The organism is Sphingomonas pituitosa NBRC 102491 (genome assembly GCF_001598435.1).
GTDB classification, from domain to species: Bacteria; Pseudomonadota; Alphaproteobacteria; order Sphingomonadales; family Sphingomonadaceae; genus Sphingomonas; species Sphingomonas pituitosa.
This window is the reverse complement of sequence record NZ_BCYY01000041.1, coordinates 1-20954: the sequence shown is the minus strand read 5'-3', so window position 1 is coordinate 20954 and position 20954 is coordinate 1. Positions and strand designations below refer to the sequence as shown.

The following is a 20954-nucleotide window of genomic DNA, read 5'->3' as shown; positions in this document are numbered from 1 at the left end:
AGCGCGTTGTCGAGCGACCAGCGCTGGTTGGGTGCTTGCGGAATCGCCATCGGTGCCCGCGTGCCCAGCGCCCGCTTGCGGCCGCCACGCTTGCGCACCGTTAGCCGCTCCTCGCGATACAGCCGGTACACCTTCTTCAGGTTCATGCCCTTGCCCTCAGGCCGCAGCAGGATCGCCAGCCGACGGTAGCCGAACCGACGACGCTCGTTCGCGATCTCGCGCATCCGCTCGCGGACAGCATCGTCCTTCCCGCGAAGCGGCGCATATTGCCATGCCGACCGATTGACCCCGACCAGCCTGCAGGCGCGACGCTCGGAGAAGCCGTGATCGGCCATCAGCTTCTCCACCGCAGCGTAGCGTTCCACAGACCGCGTCAGTTTTTTCCCAGCAGATCCTTCAACGCCGACACGTCGAGCATCGACTCCGCCAGCAGCTTCTTCAGCCGACGGTTCTCGTCCTCGAGCGCCCGCAACCGCGCGGCGTCGGAAACCGTCAGGCCACCATATTTCGACTTCCAGGTGTAAAAGGTCGCATCGCTGATCCCGTGTTTCCGGCACAGGTCGGCGGTCTTCACGCCAGCCTCATGCTCCCGCAGCACCCCAATGATCTGATCCTCGGTAAATCGGCTTCGCCGCATCTCTCGTCTCCAGCTGACGAGCTAACTTACCAATGGCATCATTTCTGGGGAGCAGGTCAGACCGATTGTCATCATAGCCGCTGCTGTTCATCCCCAGCGGCGAGAAGATGTTGCCCTTGAGGTACTCGCCGAAGCTGGAACCTGAGGCGCGTTCGACGATGAGGCCGAGGAGAAAATAGCCGGAGTTGGAATATTCATATTTCTCGCCCGGAGCGAACCGCAGCGGAAGAGCGCGAAACAGATCGACAAAGGCCCCCCGGCTATAGTGTTTCAGGCTCAGCTCCTCATCCCAGGCGGGCAGGCTCGACACATTCGCGATGCCCGAGCTGTGGGTCAGCAGCTGACGGATCGTGATCGGTTTCCAAGCCGGCGGGCAGTTTGCGAGATAGGTGCAGATCGGATCGCCGACATTCAGCTTCCCGCGATCGCGCAACTGCAGGATCGCCATCGCCGTGAACTGCTTGGTTATGGAAGCGATGTGGAACACGGTGCGGGGGGTGTTCGGCACGCCCAGCTCGTAGCTTGCCATACCATAGGCCGTATCGATCAGTGGCACGCCATCGCGCGCGACGAGGACTGCGCCGGTGAACTGGCCATTGGCGACGGCGGCCCGCATATACGCATCCACCTGCGCGCGCAGATCCTTCTGTGCCGGGACGCTCTCCTGCGCGGAGTCCGTCCTCTTCGCCTGCGCGGGCACGGCGGTGCAGGTCAGCAAACCTGCCGCCATTGTAGCGACAATGTGTGACCAAGGTTTCGGTACCCGAAAAAACGTCATGCCGCCTCCTACTTGATCGCGCTCGCCGCATCGGTGCCGCGCACCCGTACGCCGCTGAAATGCGCCAGCGTATCTGGGCCGATCCAGAGGGCCACGGCGCCCTTTGCCTCGGCACCGTGCTTGAGATCGCCGACGATCAGGGTTGGCTGTTCGGCGCCATCGACATGTAGCCGAGCTTGGGAGCCTGCCACTAAAATTCGCACGTGCGTCCATCGACCGGATTCGAGATCGACATAGGTCTCGTACTTGCCGGGGGTTTCGGCGCGTAGTCGCTCCCAGGGGTGGTCGGGGTGGGAGATGTACTGGACCGCATGGTTTCGGCGCAGCTGGTCATCGGCTCGGCCGTTGGTCGGGCGCAGATAGATGGCCTCCATCCTGGTTTCGTCCTCCACCCGGAAGGCCACGCCCACAAAGCCGCGCGCCGTAGCGCTTGCCGTCGCGGTTGGGGCGCCGCTGATCCAGCCTTCGATGACGCCGTCGCCAAAGGCCGGCGTGTCCAGCAGTACCAGCCGGTCAGGCCCCGGGACATTTTCCAAGGCTGTGGCTTGCAGGGCGGGGCGGCCCCGATAGTCCGTCCGTGCCGTCGCAACGCCGATGGCCCGGATCGCTCCACGCTCCAATCCCGTCCCATCAGCGATGCGTTGTGCAGCGCGCGCCGCCAAGGGGCTGGCGGCGACCATCGTCATTGCAGCGCCTCCGATCACTGCACGACGGGTTCGAGGATTCTCGTACATCGCAGCCTCTTCGTGTTTGGAACATGTTGCTCGCACAATATCGCCTGGCCGAAAGAAGCCCAAGTTTGGTGAGTCTTGTCCTTACGTGTATTGCTATCATAACACACGGAGAGTGGGAGACATCATGCATTCATTGCTGCCGGGGATTGCGGCTGTCGTAGCCATCGCTTTTGCCCCTTTCTCTACGCCCGCTTCTGCGGTCGCGCCGGACACCCACAAGATCCCGCCGGCCTGCTCCCTGGTGGAGCAGGCGGCCGCGAATGCCGTATTGAGCGTTCCGTTCCGCGTTGTGGACGGTCGCATTTATGTGACCGCGAAGGTGGATGGCAAAGGGCCGTTCGTCTTCGCCGTGGATACCGGCGCGAGCGGTATGGGCCGTGCCGATGCGGGCCTGGTCACCACCTTGAACCTGTCCGTGACGGGATCAGGCCAGACCTCGGATGGCCTGGGAACTGCAGAGGTCAAGACGGTACGTCTGGCCTCCGTCGATCTTGGCGGCTTCGTCCGGCGCGACCTGGAGGTCTTGACCCGTGACTATAGCAGCAAGCTTGCTCCTGAAGCGGCGTTTTCCGGCATCCTCGGCCGCGCTTTCTTCGGTGACGGCCTGTTGGTGGTCAACTACCCGGCACGTCGCCTTATCTTCACGCGCGCCGTCGCTCTGACCGGCGAGGGGGACGGCATCCTGACGTATGAGCGCGCGTTCCGGGTCGCGGTCAGGATCGGCGACACGCTGACAGAAGGCAATCTCGATACGGGTGCCAACGTGTCCTTCGTCCTGCCCAAGGCACTGTTCGATCGCGTCGGAAGCGGCGCGATCGAGGCAGCGGGGGAGGGCAGGCTGACAAACACGGTCGTCAGCACGGGCAAGGCGATGGTCAAGGGCCCGTTCCGGATCGGTGCAGCGACCCTCTCGGACACGGAAGTACGGGTATCGGACCGCTATCCGGAGCTGCTGGTCGGGGCACATGCGCTGCAACATTTTGCGCTGCTCATCGATCAGCGATCCAGGCGGATAGCGTTGTGTCCGTAGCGGTGCGGACGGATCAACTTGTCCGCTTCAGCATTCCATGAAACGCTCGGATCCGAACGCCGAGAAGCCATATCGAAATGACCGGGAGTACGTCACGCCGTGAGGAAATTTTCGTATGTTTTGGCAGTCGCATCCTGTGCTGTGAGCGGCCCGTTGCTCGCGCAAGACAGCGACGGTGAGGATCATCCCTTCCTACCGCGGTACCCGCAATCCGTCATCGACGGGTATCGCGCACCCTCGCTGGAGGAGGTCGTCATCCCGACCGGCCCGATCGCCAACGCCGAGGCGCAAACCAACCGCGTGGTGGTCGAAGGCAACGTCACCCACATCGATTATCGCGTGAAGCCGGCGACGTCGCCGCTGAAGATCGAACGCTATTATGACGATGTGCTGAAAAAGGCAGGCTTTTCGATCGCCTATTCCTGCGTCGGTCCGGCATGTGGACGCGATATGGGCGCGCTGATCCTCAACTCGGGCAAGGTTGCTCCGGTCGGGCTCGCGGATGGCTTGTTCAACGACAGGATACGCGTGGTGGTCGCACGACGCGCGGATCGCTGGGTCGTGCTGCATATCGCCGAAGGTCCTGATCGGTCGCAGATATTCCAGGCCGTCGTGGAGGGTGCATCGGCCCGGTAGTCGTCAACGCTTCGGGTTGAAGGTGGCGAACCCGCCGACTGCGCTGCGGGACAAGATGATCGGCCGGTCTGCCGATGAGCTGGCGGATCGGCAACAAGACCGGGCATAGCGGGCACGAGATGGCCGGCGACATCGCCGTTGCGTGGCCTCGGCCCCGATACGCCGATCGTGATCGCGTTGTACACGCGCGAGGGGAGGCCGACGAAAAGGCAGTTCGACAAGGTGTTTGGCGGCATTGGCCGATTGGTTGCTTCCACGCTCGTCTGAAGAAGAGCTGCCGTCCGATGACAGCCGTCGGGCCAAATTGGCACGTCATATCCCGACCAGCTTAAGACATTCAGCGTCGTTACTGTGAGCGTCGGCTTTTGCTGAAAACTGCCATTCGCTTCGCGCAAACCGGCCGGTCGGCTTACCGCCTCGATCCGCGCTGGCACCGTCCGTGCCTTGGTCATGCTGCGGCGGTGTGCGAGCTGGCAGCGTTGCCGCGTGCACTTCATGCGCAATGCGCTGGCCATGTCCTCATGGAACAGAGCGATGAAGGGGCCGTCCAGCGCGCCCGCTGCTTGACGCTTGAAACCATGGCACCGCTCAGCGACAATCCCATCGTCATGCTCTCGGCTGTGCGGGCGCGCATGACCGGCTCAGCCTGACGGAAAAAGCGGGGACCGCCCCCGGCTACACCACCGGTGGGACACGATCCCCGATCGGCCGGGGAAGGGTTTTTCCAGAAACATCGGCGAGAGGCGTTGTCGTAATCTGACACTCGCCGATATCTGGCGCAATATATGCGCCCCGCATGAAACAAACAGTCACCCAAGCGCCACAGCCTCTCAATAGAATCAAACATTAAACAGGTTTAATTGGAAAGGGCGGAGCCGATTTTGGAGCCAGGATGCAGGTACGCATTGAAAGGGTCCCGCATGTACATCGGTAGTCGCAAATTCCTGGCCGCAAGCTCGGTTCTCGTGATGGCGCTGGTCGCCGCCACTGCGGCAAATGCGCAACAGCGTTCGGTCGCCGCCACCGGCCAAGGGGACTCGTCCGCCAGCACCACCGCGCCCGAGACTCAGGAGTCGTCCAGCGACATCGTCGTTACCGGCACCCGCACCGGCGGCCGGGTTACCGACCAGCCCGTCGTGGCGATCACCGGCGCCAGCATCGTGAACCAGGGCTTCACCCAGATCGGCCAGGCGCTGACCAACCAGCCGCAGTTCGGCGTGCCGGCGAACAGCACGGTCGGCAGCCAGGGCAGCTTCGGTGCAGGCCAGTCGTTCAGCAACCTGTACAATCTCGGTGCGCAGCGGACGCTGACGCTGGTGAACGGCAGCCGCTTCGTTTCCGGCGCCACGGCAAGCGTGTTCGGCGCCTCGGTAGGCACGCCCGTAGACTTGGGCCAGATCGCGCCGGCGCTGGTCGAGCGCATCGACGTGGTGTCGGTAGGCGGTGCGCCGATCTACGGGTCGGATGCGATCGCGGGCACGGTGAACATCATCCTCAAGAAGGATTTCGAGGGGATCGATGTCACCGCCAGCAACGGCATCTCTTCAAGGGGGGATGGTGCGAACAGCAACGTCTCGCTGCTCGCCGGCAAGAATTTCGGCGGCGGGCGCGGCAACATCACCCTCAACGTCTTCTATGACCATCAGGACGGCCTGACCACCGCGTCGCGGTTCGTCACGAGCGCGGATGCGCCGTTCCTCGGCAAGAACACCAGCAGCTCCGGCCCGAGCCGCATCGCCTATTTTGGCGGCGACCGATTCTCCGTTGTAAGCGACACGGGCATTCCGACCGCCATCGACAATATTCCGTTCAATGGCGTTTCGGCCGGCGGCGCAGCGGATCCAGTGTTCGGCGCCCCCTATCAGGCCATCACCAACGCCGCGGGCCAGGCGCTGGTCTTCAACAAGGCGGGCCAGCTCGTTCCTTTCCAGCACGGAACGCCGGTGGGCAACTTCACGGACGAAGCCGGCGGCGATGGGTATCGAACGGCCGATTTCGGCAACCTGCTGACCGAAAGCAGCCGCGTTCAGGGTGTGCTGCTCGGCCATTATGACTTCAGCGATCACCTGCGCTTCCACGCCGAAGCCTGGGCCAGCCGCAACATCGCGACCAACATCGCCGCCCAACCCCTCTACAACACTGCGCTGTTTTCCGGACCGGGCGGCGCGGGGCTTCCCTATGCCAACTATGCGGTTTCCTCGACCAACCCGTATCTGAGCGCTGCTGATCAGGCGACGATCCAGGCCTCGCTGGCGGCGGCGGGGCAGCCGACGAACCAATTCTATCTCGCCCGCGCCAACAACGATCTCTACAATGGCGGCTTCACCACCCGTTCCTCGCTGGCCCGCGGCGTGGCCGGCCTCGACGGGGACTTTGCGATCGGCACGCACGACTTCACCTGGGAAGGCACCGTCACCTACGGGCAGGTCAACACCACCACCAGCCAGCCCGGCCTGGTGTGGCAGAATATCCAGAACGCGCTGAACGCCGTGGTCGGCCCCAACGGCCAGATCATCTGCGCGCCCGGCTATACCAACGCCCCGATCGCGACGCTGGGCAGCACCTGTGCGCCGCTCAACATCTTCGGCAATGGCAATGTCAGCCAGGCGGCGTTGAACTATATCAACGCGCCTGCGATCAGCCGTCAGGTCAACAAGCAGTTCGACGCGGTTCTGGACGTCAAGGGCTCGCTGGCGCATCTGCCGGCGGGCGACCTGAAGGCGGTGGTTGGCGGTGAAATCCGCCGCGAAAGCCAGGCCTTCGATCCGGGCGCCTTCTTCTCGGGCGCATACAGCCAATATGCGGTGATCGCACCGGTCGCCGGCTCCTACTATACGCATGAGGCGTTCACCGAGGTCACGCTGCCGCTGCTGTCTTCCGACATGCATATTCCGCTCCTGCGTGAGCTGACGCTGCACGGCGCGGCGCGCTATACCGACAACGCGCTGAACGGGGGCTTCTGGTCCTATACCGGCGGCGGCAACTGGTCGCCGGTCAAGGGCCTGACGGTCCGCGGCAACTATACCCGGTCCTTCCGGGCGCCGTCGGTCACCGAAGCCTTCGCACCGATCGCGACGACGTTCGAAACCGGCAACGATCCCTGCGATTCGAGCTTCATCAATGGCGGCTCGAACGCTGCGACCCGCGCGAAGAACTGCGCTGCGGCCGGCATCCCCGCCGGTGGCTTCACCTCGTCGATCGTGAGTGCGACGGTTCAAGGCCTGGGCGGCGGCAACCCCAAGCTGAACAACGAAATCGCCAACAGCTGGACGGTAGGCGCCAACTACGCCGCGCCGTTCCTGCCCGGCTTGGTGCTGACTGCGGACTATATCCACATCGACATCAAGAACGAGATCGTCCAGCCGGGCATCCAGAGCATCATGCAGGCATGCTACGATTCGCCGAACTACCCCAACTCGCCTTTCTGCGCGGAATTCACGCGCGATCCGACGACGCACCAGATCACCAGCTTCTCGGACACGTTCCTGAACATCGCGTCGCAAAACTATCGTGCGTTGCAGGCGTCGGCGACCTACACGTTGCCGCTCAGCCGCCTCGGCCTTCCCGATTCCGTCGGCGTGCTGAACCTCAGCTCCAACTATCTGCATGAGTTCAAGAACCAGTCGGTGGTAGGTACCGGCAGCGCGCAAATCTCTCACGACGCGATCGGTGAACCGGCCGATGCCGTCACCTCGATGATCGACTGGCAGACCAAGCGCTTCGACTGGTCATGGACGGTAATTTATGACGGCCCCACCAAGGTGAATCCCAACAATCCGGCGAGCACCTATCAATATTACGGCGTTTCGCCCTATTGGATGGTCAATACCTCGGCCGGCGTGATGGTGAACGATCACTTCCGGCTGCGGGCTATCGTCAACAATCCGTTCGGCATGCATGTGACCTATGCCGGGGCGGTGCCCGAATTCAGCACGAACAAGGAGTTCGATGCCGTATATGGCCGCAGCTACCGCATCACCGCAGAGGTGAAGTTCTAAGTCGCTTCGGCAATGGTGCAGCCATTTGCGGATGGCTGCGAGCTGGAGGACCGTGGCAACGAATAGAACAGCCTTGTCGTAGCGCGGGGTTTGCGAGGCCGATGTACTGTTCGCCATAAGAATGGCGTTCCCAGAAACGGGAGCATTACATCGGCCAAGCGACACCGCGCGGGTGAGGGCCCCCCGGTTTCTCATCCAGCCTGGGCGTGCGTATCCGGCGTTCATGAGGGTGCTGAAGCCAGATCCCAATATGTCCGTGAACTAATGGCTACCCGGGGTCGCAACACCTGGAAGTGCCGCGGCACGCTTCGTGCGTGCGACGTCCTTCCAGAAATTTGCCACCCCCGGGGCATTGAGCACCACCGAACAAGCCTTCGCCGTTTCGGCGCCAGGTTCGCCCTGACAACGTGCGAAAGCCTCGGTAACCTCGCCCACGCCGTGCAATCCCGTGCCGACCTCCCGCTGTGGCCGGCCGCGTCCCCCGTGGTGGACCACACGTCGCCGGCGATTGCTTCAGCTTGCCCATCCTCCCAGAGCGACTCCACGCCGTCGATGAAGTCGGCGAGGTACTCGGGGCGGAGATGCCGATAGTGGCGCTTGTTCGTCCCGTCAGCGATCAGGAAGCAAGGAACACGAAGTCGCCGATGGTGCGCCCGGTGCGCGCCTCGCAATGGGCCGAGCCAATGGCGGTCGCCACGGGAACGATCAGGACCAGGGCATCGCTATGCGGCTCGGCAATCGTGCGGAAGTGGCAGCCACGCCCGTTCCGATCGGTCACGATGATGTCGATCAGATCGGCCTTCGCTTCCTCCGTCGGGGTCAGCACTTTCACGTTCGGACGTCGCACAAAGGCGATGGCATGGGGCGAAAGCGTCGGCGGAAGCGCTTGGAGCACGTCGCCTGGCGCGTGTTTCACCGAAACTTTCAGGTTCGCGTTCGAACGGTTCTCGACGCGGATCGTGGTGGCACTGGCGAGACCTGGCACGGCCATGGCCATAGAGAGGAGCAATAGCTTTAACATTCTAAGCTTTCTGAGGATTGGTGGGAGGAAGTGCGGAGCGCGTGGATCTCTCCCACCCGTTTGGGCGAGGTCTGGTCCGCAGCGGCAGAGGTTTTCGGCTTGAGGGAAGTGCGAGGGGGCGACGCACTTGGATCCTCTGCCGCTCCGGTAATGGGGAGGTAGCCGGATCGATGCAGGCCCGCCAATCGAAAGGCTTGCACCCAGCCCATAGAAGAGCTCTATACCCGTTGGATGCCCACCTTGCGCCAGTTCCACTATCTGGTCACGCTGGCCGATACGGGCTCGTTCGTGCGAGCGGCGCGGGCGGCCAATGTTTCGCAGCCAACGCTCAGCCACCAGATCAAGACGTTGGAGGACAGGCTGGGGGTGCGGTTGATCGATCGCAGCGCCGCCGGCGCCATCCTCACGCCGATTGGGCGTGCCATCGTGGCCAAGGCGCGCGGCTTGCTGGCGGAGGTGCGGGAAATCGAGAACCTGGCGGGCCGCTCCGCGGATTCGCTCTCGGGCACGCTCCGCCTGGGAACGACGCCGACGCTGGGGCCGTATCTGCTTTCCCCGATCGTCGCCGAGCTCCACCGGCGCGCGCCGGACCTGCATCTGTACGTCCGCGAAGGCATCCCCGACGAGCAGACGCAGCAGCTGGCGAGGGGCGCGCTGGACCTTCTGTTGGGGCCGCTGCCGATCGAGGGGGAGGCGCTGGTTGTCGAACCCCTGTTCCGCGAGCCGCTGCATCTGGTCGCCGCCGTTGATGACCCGCTTGCCGGGCCGAGTATCGTGGATCCGGCACTGCTCCGCGGCAGGGCGCTGCTGTCGCTCGATCCGCGGCATCATTTCCATCGTCAATGCGCGCAGATCGCCGGAGCCTATGGCATGCGCATGACGCCCGATTATGAAGGGACCAGCCTGGACAGCTTGCACCAGATGGTGGCGAGCGGCCTTGGCATCGCGGTGCTGCCGACACTGTATCTCGCATCCGATGTCGGCGGCACGTCCGGTATCCGGATCGTGAATATCGCCAACTGGTCCCGCTACCGTTCCATCGCGCTTGCGTGGCGCAGGGGCACCAGCATGGATGTAGCCTTCCAACGCATCGCCGAGCAGGTGCGGGGGTCGGCCCGCGCCATTCTGATGCAGGCCGATGTAGGCAGAGAATGAGGGCGGGCGAAGAGCGCCCAATGCTCGCGGCTTCGCACGTCCTCCCGGCGGCAGCGGTCGAGCAGTTCACCTCATTTGCCGTCTGCGCCTGCAACCTCACACTGCTGGGGCGCGCGTCCGGTTGTGATCGGCGACGCGGATCGGCACTGCTATGACCCTGATGCTCGGCATCCGACCGGACGGTGAAGTCCATCGCGCACGACGCGCCTGATAGCCCGGAAACGAAACGGCAGGGGAGGAACTGGCATTGAAAGGCAGGATCATGCAGCGGTGCATGAAAGCACTCGCATCGGCCATCGTGGCGATGCCGGCGGCGGCGCAGGCGCAGGTGCCGGATACCATCCTGTACGGCGTCGCCTATTATGACGAGTACACGCCGGTCGACCGCGTCGAGGAAGACGCGCGGATGATGAAGGCGGCGGGCATCAGCGTCGTCCGCATCGCGGAATCGACCTGGGGCACGCTGGAGCCGCAGCCCGGGGTCTTCGACTTCCGCCATGTCGATCGCACGCTCGCCGCGATGCACAAGCAGGGCATCAAGGTGATCGTCGGAACGCCCACCTATGCGGTGCCGACCTGGCTCGCGCGCCAGCATCCCAACATCCTCGTCGTCGGCCGGGACGGCGTCCGCGCGCAATATGGCACCCGGCAGAACATGGATATCACCGACCCCGACTACCGCGCCGCGGCCGAGCGGGTGATCGTCGCGCTGGTGGATCACGTGAAGAATCATCCGGCGGTGATCGGCTACCAGCTCGACAACGAGACCAAGCCCTATGGCACCAGCGGCCCTGCGGTGCAGGCGGGATTTGTCCAGGCGATGAAGGCGAAATGGCCGAGCCTGGATGCGCTGAACCAGGCGTGGGGCCTGAATTACTGGTCGAACCGGATCAACCGGTGGGAGGATTTCCCGTCGACCAACGGCTCGATCAACGCCAGCATGTCCAACGCCTTCGCCGCCTATCAGCGCAGCCTCGTCACCGACTTTCTGGCGTGGCAGGCCAGGCTGGTGCGCGCCCATGCCCGGCCCGGCCAGTTCATGACGCAGAATTTCGACCTGGGCTGGCGGGAGGGTTCCTATGGCATCCAGCCGGAAGTCGACCATTGGAAGGCGGCACGGTCGCTCGATATCGCCGGCATCGACATCTACCATCCCACCCAGGAAAAGCTGACCGGCGCGGAGATCGCCTTTGGGGGCGACGAGGCGCGCTCGATCCGCAATGGCCAGAATTACCTGGTGCTGGAAACCCAGGCGCAGGGTTTCCCGCAATGGACGCCCTTTCCGGGCCAGCTGCGCCTTCAGGCGTTCAGCCATCTCGCCTCGGGTGCCCAGATGGTCGAATATTGGCACTGGGCGACGACGGCCAACGCGGTGGAGACCTATTGGCGCGGGCTGTTGTCGCAGGACTATCAGCCCAATGCGGAATATGCCGAGGCCAAGGTGATCGGCGCCGAGATCGCGCGCCTTGGCCCGAAGCTGGCAGGCATGACGAAGCGCAACCAGGTCGCCGTCTATGTCAGCAATGCCGCGCAGACCGCGTTCAATGCATTCAAGCCGGATGGCGTAGAATATAACCGGGTGCTGCGCCCCTTCTACGATGCGCTGTATCGGATAAACGTGGAGGCCGACATCCTGTCGCCCGACAGCACGCAGACGCTCGATGCGTACAAGCTCATCGTCGTGCCTGCGCTGTACGCGGCGAGCGACGCCGAGATTGCGCGGCTGAATGACTATGCCAAGCGCGGGGGCCACCTGCTCTACACGTTCAAAAGCGGCTTTTCGGACGAGAATACCAAGGTCCGCTATGCCGCGCAGCCGGGTGCGATCGCCGAAGCGGCGGGCGTCACCTATCAGGAATTCACCATCCCCGTCGGAGTCACGCTGGCGGGCAATCCGTTCGGGGTTGCGGACGCCGACAACGCGCCGCGCTGGTGGATGGAGATGCTGAAGCCGACCACCGCCGAGGTCGTGGCGCGCTATCAGCATCCGTCCTGGCCGGCCGCCGCCGCGATGACCCGCAACCGCTGGGGCAAGGGCGAGGTCAGCTATGTCGGCTTCATGCCGAGCGACGCGCTGGCCGAGAAGATCGTCGCCGCCGAGGTCGCGCGCGCGGGTGTCGCGCCCTCGGTCGCGGGCGTGCAATTCCCGCTGATCGTGCGCGGCGGCACGTTGAAGAACGGCCACACGGTCCGGTACGTGCTCAACTATTCGGCGGTGCCGCAGCATATGACGGTCCCCGCCGCCGGCACGGAGCTCCTGCATGGGCGCAAGCTGAAGCGCGGCGAACCGATCGATCTCGCCGCGTGGGACGTCGCCATCATCGAGGAAGATGGCCGATCCGACTGATCAGCTGCCGCTCGCTTCGTTCTCCGCGAATCCCAGAAGCTGCGGTCGATGCGACGAGCGCGAGCCCGTTGAGCCTCTCCAGCAGTTCCGCTGCCGGCCAGAACGGGGTGGCGCCGTGACCTGATCCGCCAGGGTTCCTCGACGCGGACAGGGGATTGCCGAAGCGTGTCAGCCGCCGGATGCGCGATCCGGAGACTGGCACGCCTGGTATCGTTCAGGCCGCCGCCAATGCGGCAGCGGTCTCCCGATATCTGTGCAGCGGGCGACCGAGCATCGCGGTCAGGCGTTCGCGATCCCCAGCGCTCGGGATCATGCCGTCGCTGACATACCGGTCCGCCATCAGGCGCATTTCATAGGCGGTCCAGCGCGGAAGGAACGTCGCCATGTTCTGCTCGAACCCACTCGGGTCGTCGCCGGCATAGACGATCGGGCGGCCAAGCACGTCGGACCAGATGGCCGCGACGCTCTCGCCCGTGAGGGTGTCAGGCCCGACAAGATTGATCGTCTCGATCGGCAGCTTCCCCGGTGCAAGGTCGCGGCGAACGAGCTCACTCGCGGCGACTTCGGCAATGTCGCGGGTATCCACCATCGCGACGCCCTTGCTACCGATCGGCATCGGATAGACGCCGCGTTGCAGGATGACGTCTTTCACCATCGCTTCGTTGTCGATGAAATAGGTCGGCCGCAGGATCGTGGCGCCGAAATCCATCGCCGCCAGCATCCGCTCGGCGCCCGACTTGACCGCGAAATGCGGCACGTTGACGGCCCTGTCCGCATCGAAGACCGAGAGGTAGACGATCCGGTCGACCCCGGCTTCGCGGGCAAGGTTGAGGGTGATGATCGCCTGGGTGAATTCGTCGCCGGTCACCGCATTGAGGAGGAACAGCGTGCGTACCCCGGCGAACGCGGCACGCACGGCATCGATGTCCAGCAGGTCGCCCTGCGCTACGTCGACGCCCGCCGGGAAGGCGGTCTTGGCGGGGTCGCGGGTGAGAACGCGGACATGGGCACCGCGGGCGACGAGCTGGTCGACGACCTGGCGGCCAACGCGGCCAGTGGCACCGGTTACGAGAATGGTCATGGAATTTCTCCTTGCTTGGGTCTTGCTGACCCGAGGAAGATGCGTGATCCATGTGCGCGCAAATAGACGCGCGATTTGGACAGACCGTCTCACTGGTGGAACATATGGATTTGCTCGCCCTTGCTGATTTCACGCTGGTCGCGCGCCATGGCGGCTTCGGCAAAGCGGCGCGCGCCGCCCACCGACCCAAGGCGACCTTGTCCCGCCGCGTGTCCGATCTCGAGGCGGCGCTCGACCTTCGGCTGTTCGAGCGGGGGCAGCGTGACCTCAAGCTGACCGAGGAGGGGCGAGCCTTGTTCGAGCGGGCTGGTGCCCTGCTGGCCGAGCTGGAGGAAACAACCGCTGCTATCGCATCGGGCAGCGAGCGCGTGCGGGGGCGCCTGCGGATCAGCGCACCGCTCCTCTTCTCCCAGACCGCAATGGGGCGGCTGGCGGCCGAATTCTCGCGCCGGTATCCCGAGATCAGGCTGGAGGTAACCGCCGACGATCGCGCGGTCGACATGATCGAGGAGGGCTATGACCTGGTGATCCGCGTCGATCCCGCAGCAGACGATGCGCTGGTCGGTCGGCCCTTCCTGCACGATCGGCTGGTGGTGGTAGCGAGTGCGCAGATGACGCTGCAGGCGGACAAAGCGGTTCCCGCAGTGGTGCGCGGCGGCGATCCGGCGCGCAGCTGGGCGGTCACGACCGCAAAGAGCGAATGCGCGATCGCCATCGATCCGGTGTTGCGGCTGTCATCGCTGGTGATGATCCGCGATGCGGTTCTCTGCGGGGCCGGCGCGGCACGGCTGCCGCTATCTCTGGTCAGCCGCGAAATCGCCGCGAAGCGGTTGACGTGGTGGGGCGATGTCGCTGCTTCGAACATCGCCTTGTGGGCGCTGTACCCGTCGCGCCGCCTGCTGAGCGCCAGGGTGTCGGCGTTTCTCGATTTCCTGCGCCAGGCCTTCCCCAACGGCACGCCGGAGGAGCTGGCCGCCTATCTCGACGACCGGGCCTGACCGGTGCGGAGGCGTGCGCTTGCTGCCCGCCTCCGCACCCGCGGCCACTCACCCGAGGGAGGGGCGATCCTGCGCCTTACGCCGTCGCGCCACCATCGATGTTGAGCGTCGTGCCGGTGATGTAGCTGGCGTCCGGGCCGGCAAGGAACGCGACCGCACCGGCGATCTCCTCGACCTTGCCATAGCGCCCGAGCGGGATGGCCCCCAGGACCTGCGCCGCGAACTCGCTGTCCGCCGGGTTCATGTCGGTATCGATCGGCCCCGGCTGGACGGTGTTGACCAGGATGCTGCGGGAAGCGAGGTCCTTGGCCCAGCCGCGGGCCAGCGCCGCCACCGCCGCCTTGGTCGCGCTGTAGACCGTGGTTGCCGGGAAGGCCATCTCGCCCGAGATGCTGCCGATCAGGATGATCCGCCCGCCATCGCGAAGGTGGGGCAGCGCCGCGCGCGTGCCGACGTGCAGGCCCTTCACATTGACGCCGAACTGGCGATCATAGGTTTCGTCGGTGTCTTCGGCGACGGTGGAAAATTCGGCCACGCCCGCATTGTGGACCAGGATGTCGATCCCGCCCAAAGCTGCGGCGGCGTGCTCCACGCCCGCGCGCTGCGAGGCCGGATCGCCGGCGTTGGCCTGGAAGGCGAAGGCGGTGCCGCCGGCGCTCTCAATCGCTGCCACGGTAGCGTCCGCTGCCGCCTTGTTGCCGGCATAGGTGATCGCGACCACTGCGCCATCGGCTGCCAGTCGCTTGGCAATCGCGGCACCGATACCGCGCGACCCGCCGGTGACGAGCGCCTTTTTGCCCTGAAGTGACATGTAGATCCTCCGAAAAATGTGGCCCGCGATCACGGCGTCGTGCGCTGTCGGCGGCACGGGATATGGCACGTCCGTCCAAAGGTTCAATATTCCCGAACTATTAAATTTGTGAGGATCTCCTATATCGGTCGCATGGCCCGCTTCACCCACCCAAGGCTGGAAGACGTTCCGCTCGACTTGGCGCTGCACGCGCTGGCCGATCCCAATCGGCTGGAGATGGTCGCACGGCTGGCGGCGGCCGAGCGGTTGCGCTGCTCGGATGCCGCGCCGTGCGACGCCATCCCCAAGAGCACCTTGTCCAATCACCTCAAGCTGCTCCGCGCCGCGGGGCTGATCGAGACGACGCAGGTGGGCCGCGAGATGATCAACATGCTGCGGCGATCCGAATTCGACAGCCGCTTTCCGGGGCTGCTCGATGCGGTGCTCGCCAACCGGCCTGCCTGATCACCTGCCGATCGCGTCGAGCCTACAGCCACAGTGAAACAGGCTGCTTCTCATCGTCGCGTCTCTGTAAACTCGGCAATGTGCGAGGTCGGCTTCCGCCGAACCAATTCGCGACGCTCCGATCCTGCCGCTTGAACCGCCCCGGCTTGGTCGGAGGCTCCAACGCCTGAGAAGCGGAGCCCGGATGAGCAAGCACCGAGACCTTCGAAATGCTGCTCGGTTGGGCGCGAAGTCTGTTAGTCTGCCTGGCGCGACGTTCCGTGGCGTCACGCGGACTGGTGCAACCATGCTCCGCCCGCGCCTGATCCTCGATTGCGAGACCCTGGAGCCATGACCGCAGCCATCCAGCGCCCGGGACTTTCGATGCAGGCCGCGGCGGCGCGCCTCGCGGAGGAGGGCCCCAACGCGCTCCCCCGTCCCGATCGGCGGTCTGCGCTGCGGATCGCGCTGGAGGTCTTGCGCGAACCGATGCTCGCGCTGCTGCTGATCGGCGGGGTTGCCTATCTGCTTCTCGGCGATCGCGGCGAGGCGATGATCCTGCTGGCCTTTGCCAGCTTCTCGATCCTGGTCACGGTGATCCAGGAAACGCGTACCGAGCATGTGCTGGAAGCGCTGCGAGACCTGTCCGCGCCGCGGGCGCTGGTGATCCGCGACGGCGCGCGCCTGCACATTCCAGGGCGGGACGTGGTGCGCGAGGACCTGCTGGTGCTCGAACAAGGCGATCGCATCGCCGCCGACGCAGTGCTGGTCGAGGCCGCCGATCTCCAGGCCGACGAGTCGCTGCTGACAGGCGAGTCGATGCCCGTCGGCAAGGTCGCGGCGATCGTACCCGAAGCCTATCCGGCCGTCCGCGCGGGCGGTGAGGGCCAGCCCAACGTCTATGCCGGCACGCTCGTCGCCCGCGGCAGCGGCATCGCGCGGGTGACGGCGACCGGACCGCGCAGCGCGATGGGCCGGATCGGCGACTCGCTCGCCTCGCTCGATACCGCGACGCCGCGTCTGCAACGCGAGACGGCGCGGATCGTCACCTGGTGCGGGATTGGCGGCGGTGCGGTCGCGCTGCTGGTCGTGCTGCTCTACGGCGTGCTCCGCGGCGGCTGGATCGAAGCGGTGCTGGCAGGGATCGCGATCGGCATGTCGATGCTGCCCGAAGAGTTTCCGGTGGTGCTGACGGTGTTCCTCGCCATGGGGGCGTGGCGGATCGGCACTGCCGGCGTGCTGACCCGGCGTTCGGCCGCCATCGAAACGCTGGGCTCGGCGACCGTGCTGTGCACCGACAAGACGGGCACGCTGACCGAAAACCGCATGGCGATCGCCGCGCTCTGGCTTCCGTCGGGCGAGACGATCGCGCTGGCGCCGGACCTGCCGCTTCCCGCCGCCTATCATCCGCTGCTCGCCACGGCGGCGCTCGCCAGCGCGCTCGAGCCGTCCGATCCGATGGAGATCGCGATCCATCAGGCCCGCGCGGCGGTCGGGACGATCCGGATGCCGACGGGGCCGGTTGCGCACGCCTATGCCCTGCGGCCCGAGCTGCTGGCGATGTCCAACGCCTGGGAACAGGGCGACGCGCTGACCCTCTCGGCCAAGGGCGCACCGGAGGCGATTGCCGGGCTGTGCCGGCTCGCGCCCGACCAGCGCACCACGCTGACCGCCGCCGTCGAGCGGATGGCGGCGCAGGGCATGCGCGTGCTCGCGGTCGCTACCGCGGCCCCGCCGGATCGCAACTGGGCCGCGACGCAGCAGGGCTATGCCTATGCGCTGACCGGCCTCGTCGGGCTGGCCGATCCGCTGCGCGCCAGCGTGCCGGCGGCCGTCGCCGAATGCCGGCGCGCGGGCATTCGCGTGGTGATGATCACCGGCGATTATGCCGCGACCGCCCGCGCGATCGCCGCCCAGGCGGGGATCGCTACGGGAGCGGTGCTCAGCGGGGACGAACTCGCGGGGCTGGACGACGCGCAGCTGGCAGCGCGCTTGCCAACGGTAACCGTCTTCGCGCGGATCATGCCCGAACAGAAGCTGCGCATCGTCCAGGCGTTGAAGGCGACGGGCGAGGTCGTCGCGATGACGGGCGACGGCGTCAACGACGCGCCGTCGCTCAAGGCCGCCGATATCGGCGTGGCGATGGGCAAGCGCGGCACCGATGTCGCGCGCGAGGCCGCCGCGATCGTGCTGATCGAGGATGATTTCGGATCGATCGTGCAGGCGGTGCGGCTCGGGCGGCGGATATACGACAACATCCGCAAGGCGATGGCCTTCATCTTCGCGGTCCATGTGCCGATTGCGGGGCTAGCGTTGCTGCCGCTGTTCCTGGGACTGCCGATCCTTTTCGGGCCGATCCATATCGCGCTGCTCGAAATGGTGATCGATCCGGTCTGCGCACTGGTGTTCGAAGCGGAACGCGAGGAAGCGGACATCATGCAGCGCCCGCCGCGCGATCCGGCCGAGGCGTTGTTCTCGCTGCCGATGATCGGGTGGAGCGTTTTCCAGGGCGGGCTTGCCTTCGCGATGCTCGCGGCCGTGCTGCTGGTCGAGCATCGCGCGGGAATGCCCGCGCCCGAGCTGCGCGCGCTGATCTTCTTCGCACTGGTCGCCCAGATCGTCGCGCTCATCCTCGTCAACCGGTCGTTCAATGCCTCGCTGCGCGATGCGCTGGTTCGCCATAACGGGGCGCTGCGGTATGTCGTCGTCGCGATCGTAGCCGTGACGACAGCGATCCTGTTCCTGCCAGGGGCGCAGGCGCTGCTGAAGTTCGGATCGATCGCCTGGGGCGACATGGGGCTGGCGCTTGGACTGGGCGTCGTGCTGCTCGTCCTGCTCGAAGCGTGCAAGCCACTGGTCCGTCGCACGGTCGCGGGCAGGGCGCCGGCCTTTCTCGCCACGCCTGCTGTCGCGCAATGACCGCCGCGTTGCATCCCGGCGGTTCTTCCTGATCGCGGCGGTGCGGTTCGATCCGCTCGACCGCCGCCTGCTGCGGACGATGCCGCAACATCGAAAGCCGGCCGCCCTCGCGCCCGCACCCTCGCTGTGCCTGTCGCTACGCCGCCTTCCTCGGTGATGCGCGATCAGCACCGTCGGCCTTCAGCGCCTTCGTGTGGGCAACCGATACGATGGTGCCGGGATGCCCACCCTCCGTTTCGACCGTGGCGTCGAGCTGGTTGGCAAGCGCTTCGACGATGCTGGTGCCGAGGCCGGGCTTGGCGACTGCCAATTTTTCGGGTGTGCCGACGCCATCGTCGCGTACGGACAGTTTCCAGTCTTCCCCGTGTGACCAATAATCGACGAGGATCCTGCCGCTGCGCTCTTCTGGGAAAGCATGCTTGAGCGCGTTGATCACCAGTTCGGTGACGATCAGCCCGAGGCTGACCGAAATGTCCGCCTTGACGCTGCTGCCATCGACGGACACGACAAGCGACAGTCGATTATGGTCGTGGATCATCGAGGCGCCCAGGCTCTGGCAGAGTTGGTCGAAGTAGCTGCGCAGCTCGACCTCGCCGATCCGCGAAGCTGCCAGCTGTTGCTGGACGGTAGCGATCGACATGACCCGGTTGTGCGCGTCATGAAGATGGCCGCGTGTTTCCTCGGACTGCACCCGCTTCGCGCTTTGCATCAGCACGCTGGCGATGATCTGCAGACTGTTGGCGACGCGGTGCTGGATCTCCTGGAGCAGGATCGTCTTCTCTCGCAGGAGGTCGTCTTTCAGCCTTTCGCTGACCCGCGCTTCGGTGACATCGGAAATGGTCAGCAGCAGGCGAACCTGTTGGGCATCCCCATAATCGAGCTTCTGCGCATGCAGCACCAGCCGGCGCTGCGCGACGTCCCCCTTGAGGCCCATCTCATAGGCCTCGATCCCGGTGTGACCGGAGAGCGTGGCCGCGAGCAGCGAGCGGAGCTGCGGCACATCCCATTCGCCCGCGCCGAGCTTGAGCAATGGCTGCGCGATCACATTTTGCGGGTCCAATGCAAACGCGCGATAAAAGGAGGTGCTTGCCGCAATCACGACCAGATCCTCGTCAAGCAGGAGGGCGGGCGCATTGGAGGAGGTGAGGATGGCCAGCGCCAGATCGTGTGCAACATCGGGATGGGTGATACGGTTCACGATCATACCCCTTCTGGGGAAACCGAACAGCTTGCGGGTGTGAAAGCCGAGTCCGGGCGATACTTCGCTCCCTTGCCGGGAGGACGTACTGGCAGATACGTCCTAACATGGATCGCGCCGAACCCGGCGCGTATTCGGCAATCCCCTGTCTCATGCTCGATTGTGCTGATGCCGAACCTGTGAACGCGGCGTCCTTCAAGAGCAGACGCTCTCGCCTTTACTGACGAACGCCTGGCGCTGGTCGCGAGCCGCCGGGCGCTCGCGGGGCATCTCAGCCGTTCCAACCCGGCCGGTCGAACGGCCAATCTGGACACGAGCGGACATCCGGCCATCCCTGGGCCAGCCTCGCCTAACGACAAGCCGTCGACCGCTCTTGGGATGGCATGGTGGAAGACGCCGATGCGCCCCTGGATCGACGCCAGTTCACTGAAAAACAACGATTTGGTCCTAGGCTGAGGAGCAAGCCAAGAAGGATGCATCTGTGATAAACAATGCAGACGGATGAACTTGCATCGTGTTCTTCTTGCTTGTGCAGATGCATGTCCCAGCGTTCAGAGTTCCCCCGCTTCAGCCCCGTTCTGCGGTTCACGGCCTTCGTGGCAGCCCCTGCCATGTGCCTTGCGGCGGCGCTCGTGCTCTTCGGCGCCTGGAATCTATGGGCCACGGCGCGACAGGTCGATGCGTCCATTCGCGATCGTCAGGCGAATGACGTGCGCCTTGCCCTGGGCGCGGTGCTCGACGACCTGGCACAGAGCCAGGCGGGCGTCGCCATCTGGGACCCCGCCTATGCGGAGGCGCGGAAAGCCAAGCCGAATGCGGCATGGCTCGACCAGAATGTCGGCACCTGGCTCAACTACGTCTTCAATCACGAGCTGGACATCATCATCGACGGCGACGATCGACCGATATACGCCACGCGGAATGGGGAACGCATCGCACCCGCGACGTTCTCCACCGTTCGGCCCTCCTTGCTGCCCCTGATCCAGGCAGCAAGAGGCGCCCTCCGGCGGGCGCCGAATACACATGAGCGGCTCCCGGGCCAGAAGCTGCCGTCCAACAGCACCGTGCGTACCTCCCCGGCGGCGTTCCACGCAACCGACCTCGTTCAAATCTCCGGGCGCGCGGCCGCTGCGAGCGTGATGCGGATGATCCCCGACTCCAAGGCTCTCGTCGGCGCGGGAGCGCACC

At 65.1% G+C, this 20954-nt stretch carries 16 protein-coding genes and 1 pseudogene; 10 read left to right on the top strand and 7 right to left on the bottom strand.

The annotated features are described in order from the left end of the window. From SPI01S_RS23190 to SPI01S_RS20920, 3 genes and pseudogenes are all read right to left on the bottom strand, one after another. Positions 1 to 637, bottom strand: a pseudogene (locus SPI01S_RS23190) (transposase); the annotation flags it as partial. Continuing rightward, positions 582 to 1415, bottom strand: a complete 834-nt coding sequence (locus tag SPI01S_RS20925; protein ID WP_084253666.1) for a serine hydrolase domain-containing protein — start codon at positions 1413 to 1415, stop codon at positions 582 to 584. The gene SPI01S_RS20925 and the pseudogene SPI01S_RS23190, both read right to left, overlap by 56 nt. Positions 1416 to 1423: 8 nt before the next feature. Beyond that, a complete protein-coding gene (locus tag SPI01S_RS20920; RefSeq protein WP_218017643.1) occupies positions 1424 to 2101 on the bottom strand; it encodes a LamG-like jellyroll fold domain-containing protein in 678 nt (225 codons plus the stop codon). A gap of 172 nt (positions 2102 to 2273) precedes the next feature. Here SPI01S_RS20920 and SPI01S_RS20915 point away from each other — a divergent pair, with 172 nt between their 5' ends. The 4 genes from SPI01S_RS20915 to SPI01S_RS20900 all read left to right on the top strand — a co-directional run bounded on the left by SPI01S_RS20915 (position 2274) and on the right by SPI01S_RS20900 (position 7813). Then, entirely contained in the window at positions 2274 to 3179 is a 906-nt protein-coding gene (locus SPI01S_RS20915) for an aspartyl protease family protein (protein ID WP_084253664.1), read from the top strand. Positions 3180 to 3332: 153 nt separating this feature from the next. Next, on the top strand, positions 3333 to 3815 hold the full coding sequence (locus SPI01S_RS20910; protein ID WP_066727178.1) for a hypothetical protein: 483 nt from the start codon (positions 3333 to 3335) through the stop codon (positions 3813 to 3815). Between the two features lie 365 nt (positions 3816 to 4180). Beyond that, positions 4181 to 4465 (top strand): hypothetical protein, encoded by a 285-nt coding sequence (locus tag SPI01S_RS22790; protein WP_169804561.1) that lies wholly within the window; start codon positions 4181 to 4183, stop codon positions 4463 to 4465. Positions 4466 to 4735: 270 nt separating this feature from the next. Next, positions 4736 to 7813: a TonB-dependent receptor domain-containing protein gene (locus tag SPI01S_RS20900; protein ID WP_066727174.1), complete on the top strand. Its 3078-nt coding sequence runs from the start codon at positions 4736 to 4738 to the stop codon at positions 7811 to 7813. A 616-nt stretch (positions 7814 to 8429) separates the two neighbouring features. On the opposite strand, the gene SPI01S_RS20895 is transcribed toward SPI01S_RS20900, so the two are convergent. After that, a complete protein-coding gene (locus SPI01S_RS20895; protein ID WP_245653719.1) occupies positions 8430 to 8810 on the bottom strand; it encodes a hypothetical protein in 381 nt (126 codons plus the stop codon). Between the two features lie 255 nt (positions 8811 to 9065). Here SPI01S_RS20895 and SPI01S_RS20890 point away from each other — a divergent pair, with 255 nt between their 5' ends. Further along, a complete protein-coding gene (locus SPI01S_RS20890) occupies positions 9066 to 9989 on the top strand; it encodes a hydrogen peroxide-inducible genes activator (RefSeq protein WP_066727171.1) in 924 nt (307 codons plus the stop codon). A 274-nt stretch (positions 9990 to 10263) separates the two neighbouring features. After that, positions 10264 to 12336, top strand: a complete 2073-nt coding sequence (locus SPI01S_RS20885; protein WP_066727169.1) for a beta-galactosidase — start codon at positions 10264 to 10266, stop codon at positions 12334 to 12336. A 214-nt stretch (positions 12337 to 12550) separates the two neighbouring features. Here the strand turns inward: SPI01S_RS20885 and SPI01S_RS20880 are convergent, their stop codons facing one another. Beyond that, positions 12551 to 13417, bottom strand: a complete 867-nt coding sequence (locus SPI01S_RS20880) for an SDR family oxidoreductase (RefSeq protein WP_066727167.1) — start codon at positions 13415 to 13417, stop codon at positions 12551 to 12553. A 104-nt stretch (positions 13418 to 13521) separates the two neighbouring features. Here SPI01S_RS20880 and SPI01S_RS20875 point away from each other — a divergent pair, with 104 nt between their 5' ends. Continuing rightward, entirely contained in the window at positions 13522 to 14415 is an 894-nt protein-coding gene (locus tag SPI01S_RS20875) for a LysR family transcriptional regulator (RefSeq protein ID WP_066727166.1), read from the top strand. A 76-nt stretch (positions 14416 to 14491) separates the two neighbouring features. Here the strand turns inward: SPI01S_RS20875 and SPI01S_RS20870 are convergent, their stop codons facing one another. Beyond that, positions 14492 to 15226, bottom strand: a complete 735-nt coding sequence (locus SPI01S_RS20870) for an SDR family oxidoreductase (protein WP_174539148.1) — start codon at positions 15224 to 15226, stop codon at positions 14492 to 14494. Positions 15227 to 15358: 132 nt separating this feature from the next. Between SPI01S_RS20870 and SPI01S_RS20865 the strand changes: the two genes are divergently transcribed. Both SPI01S_RS20865 and SPI01S_RS20860 read left to right on the top strand, forming a co-directional pair. Beyond that, positions 15359 to 15670, top strand: coding sequence for an ArsR/SmtB family transcription factor (locus SPI01S_RS20865; protein ID WP_066727164.1), 312 nt, complete (start codon positions 15359 to 15361; stop codon positions 15668 to 15670). Between the two features lie 330 nt (positions 15671 to 16000). Further along, entirely contained in the window at positions 16001 to 18568 is a 2568-nt protein-coding gene (locus SPI01S_RS20860; RefSeq protein WP_066727163.1) for a cation-translocating P-type ATPase, read from the top strand. A 136-nt stretch (positions 18569 to 18704) separates the two neighbouring features. Here the strand turns inward: SPI01S_RS20860 and SPI01S_RS20855 are convergent, their stop codons facing one another. Then, positions 18705 to 19766 (bottom strand): sensor histidine kinase, encoded by a 1062-nt coding sequence (locus SPI01S_RS20855; RefSeq protein WP_245653718.1) that lies wholly within the window; start codon positions 19764 to 19766, stop codon positions 18705 to 18707. A 611-nt stretch (positions 19767 to 20377) separates the two neighbouring features. On the opposite strand from SPI01S_RS20855, the gene SPI01S_RS20850 reads away from it, so the two are divergent. Then, positions 20378 to 20954: CHASE4 domain-containing protein (locus tag SPI01S_RS20850; protein WP_281179457.1), on the top strand; the 577-nt coding region annotated here is incomplete at its 3' end.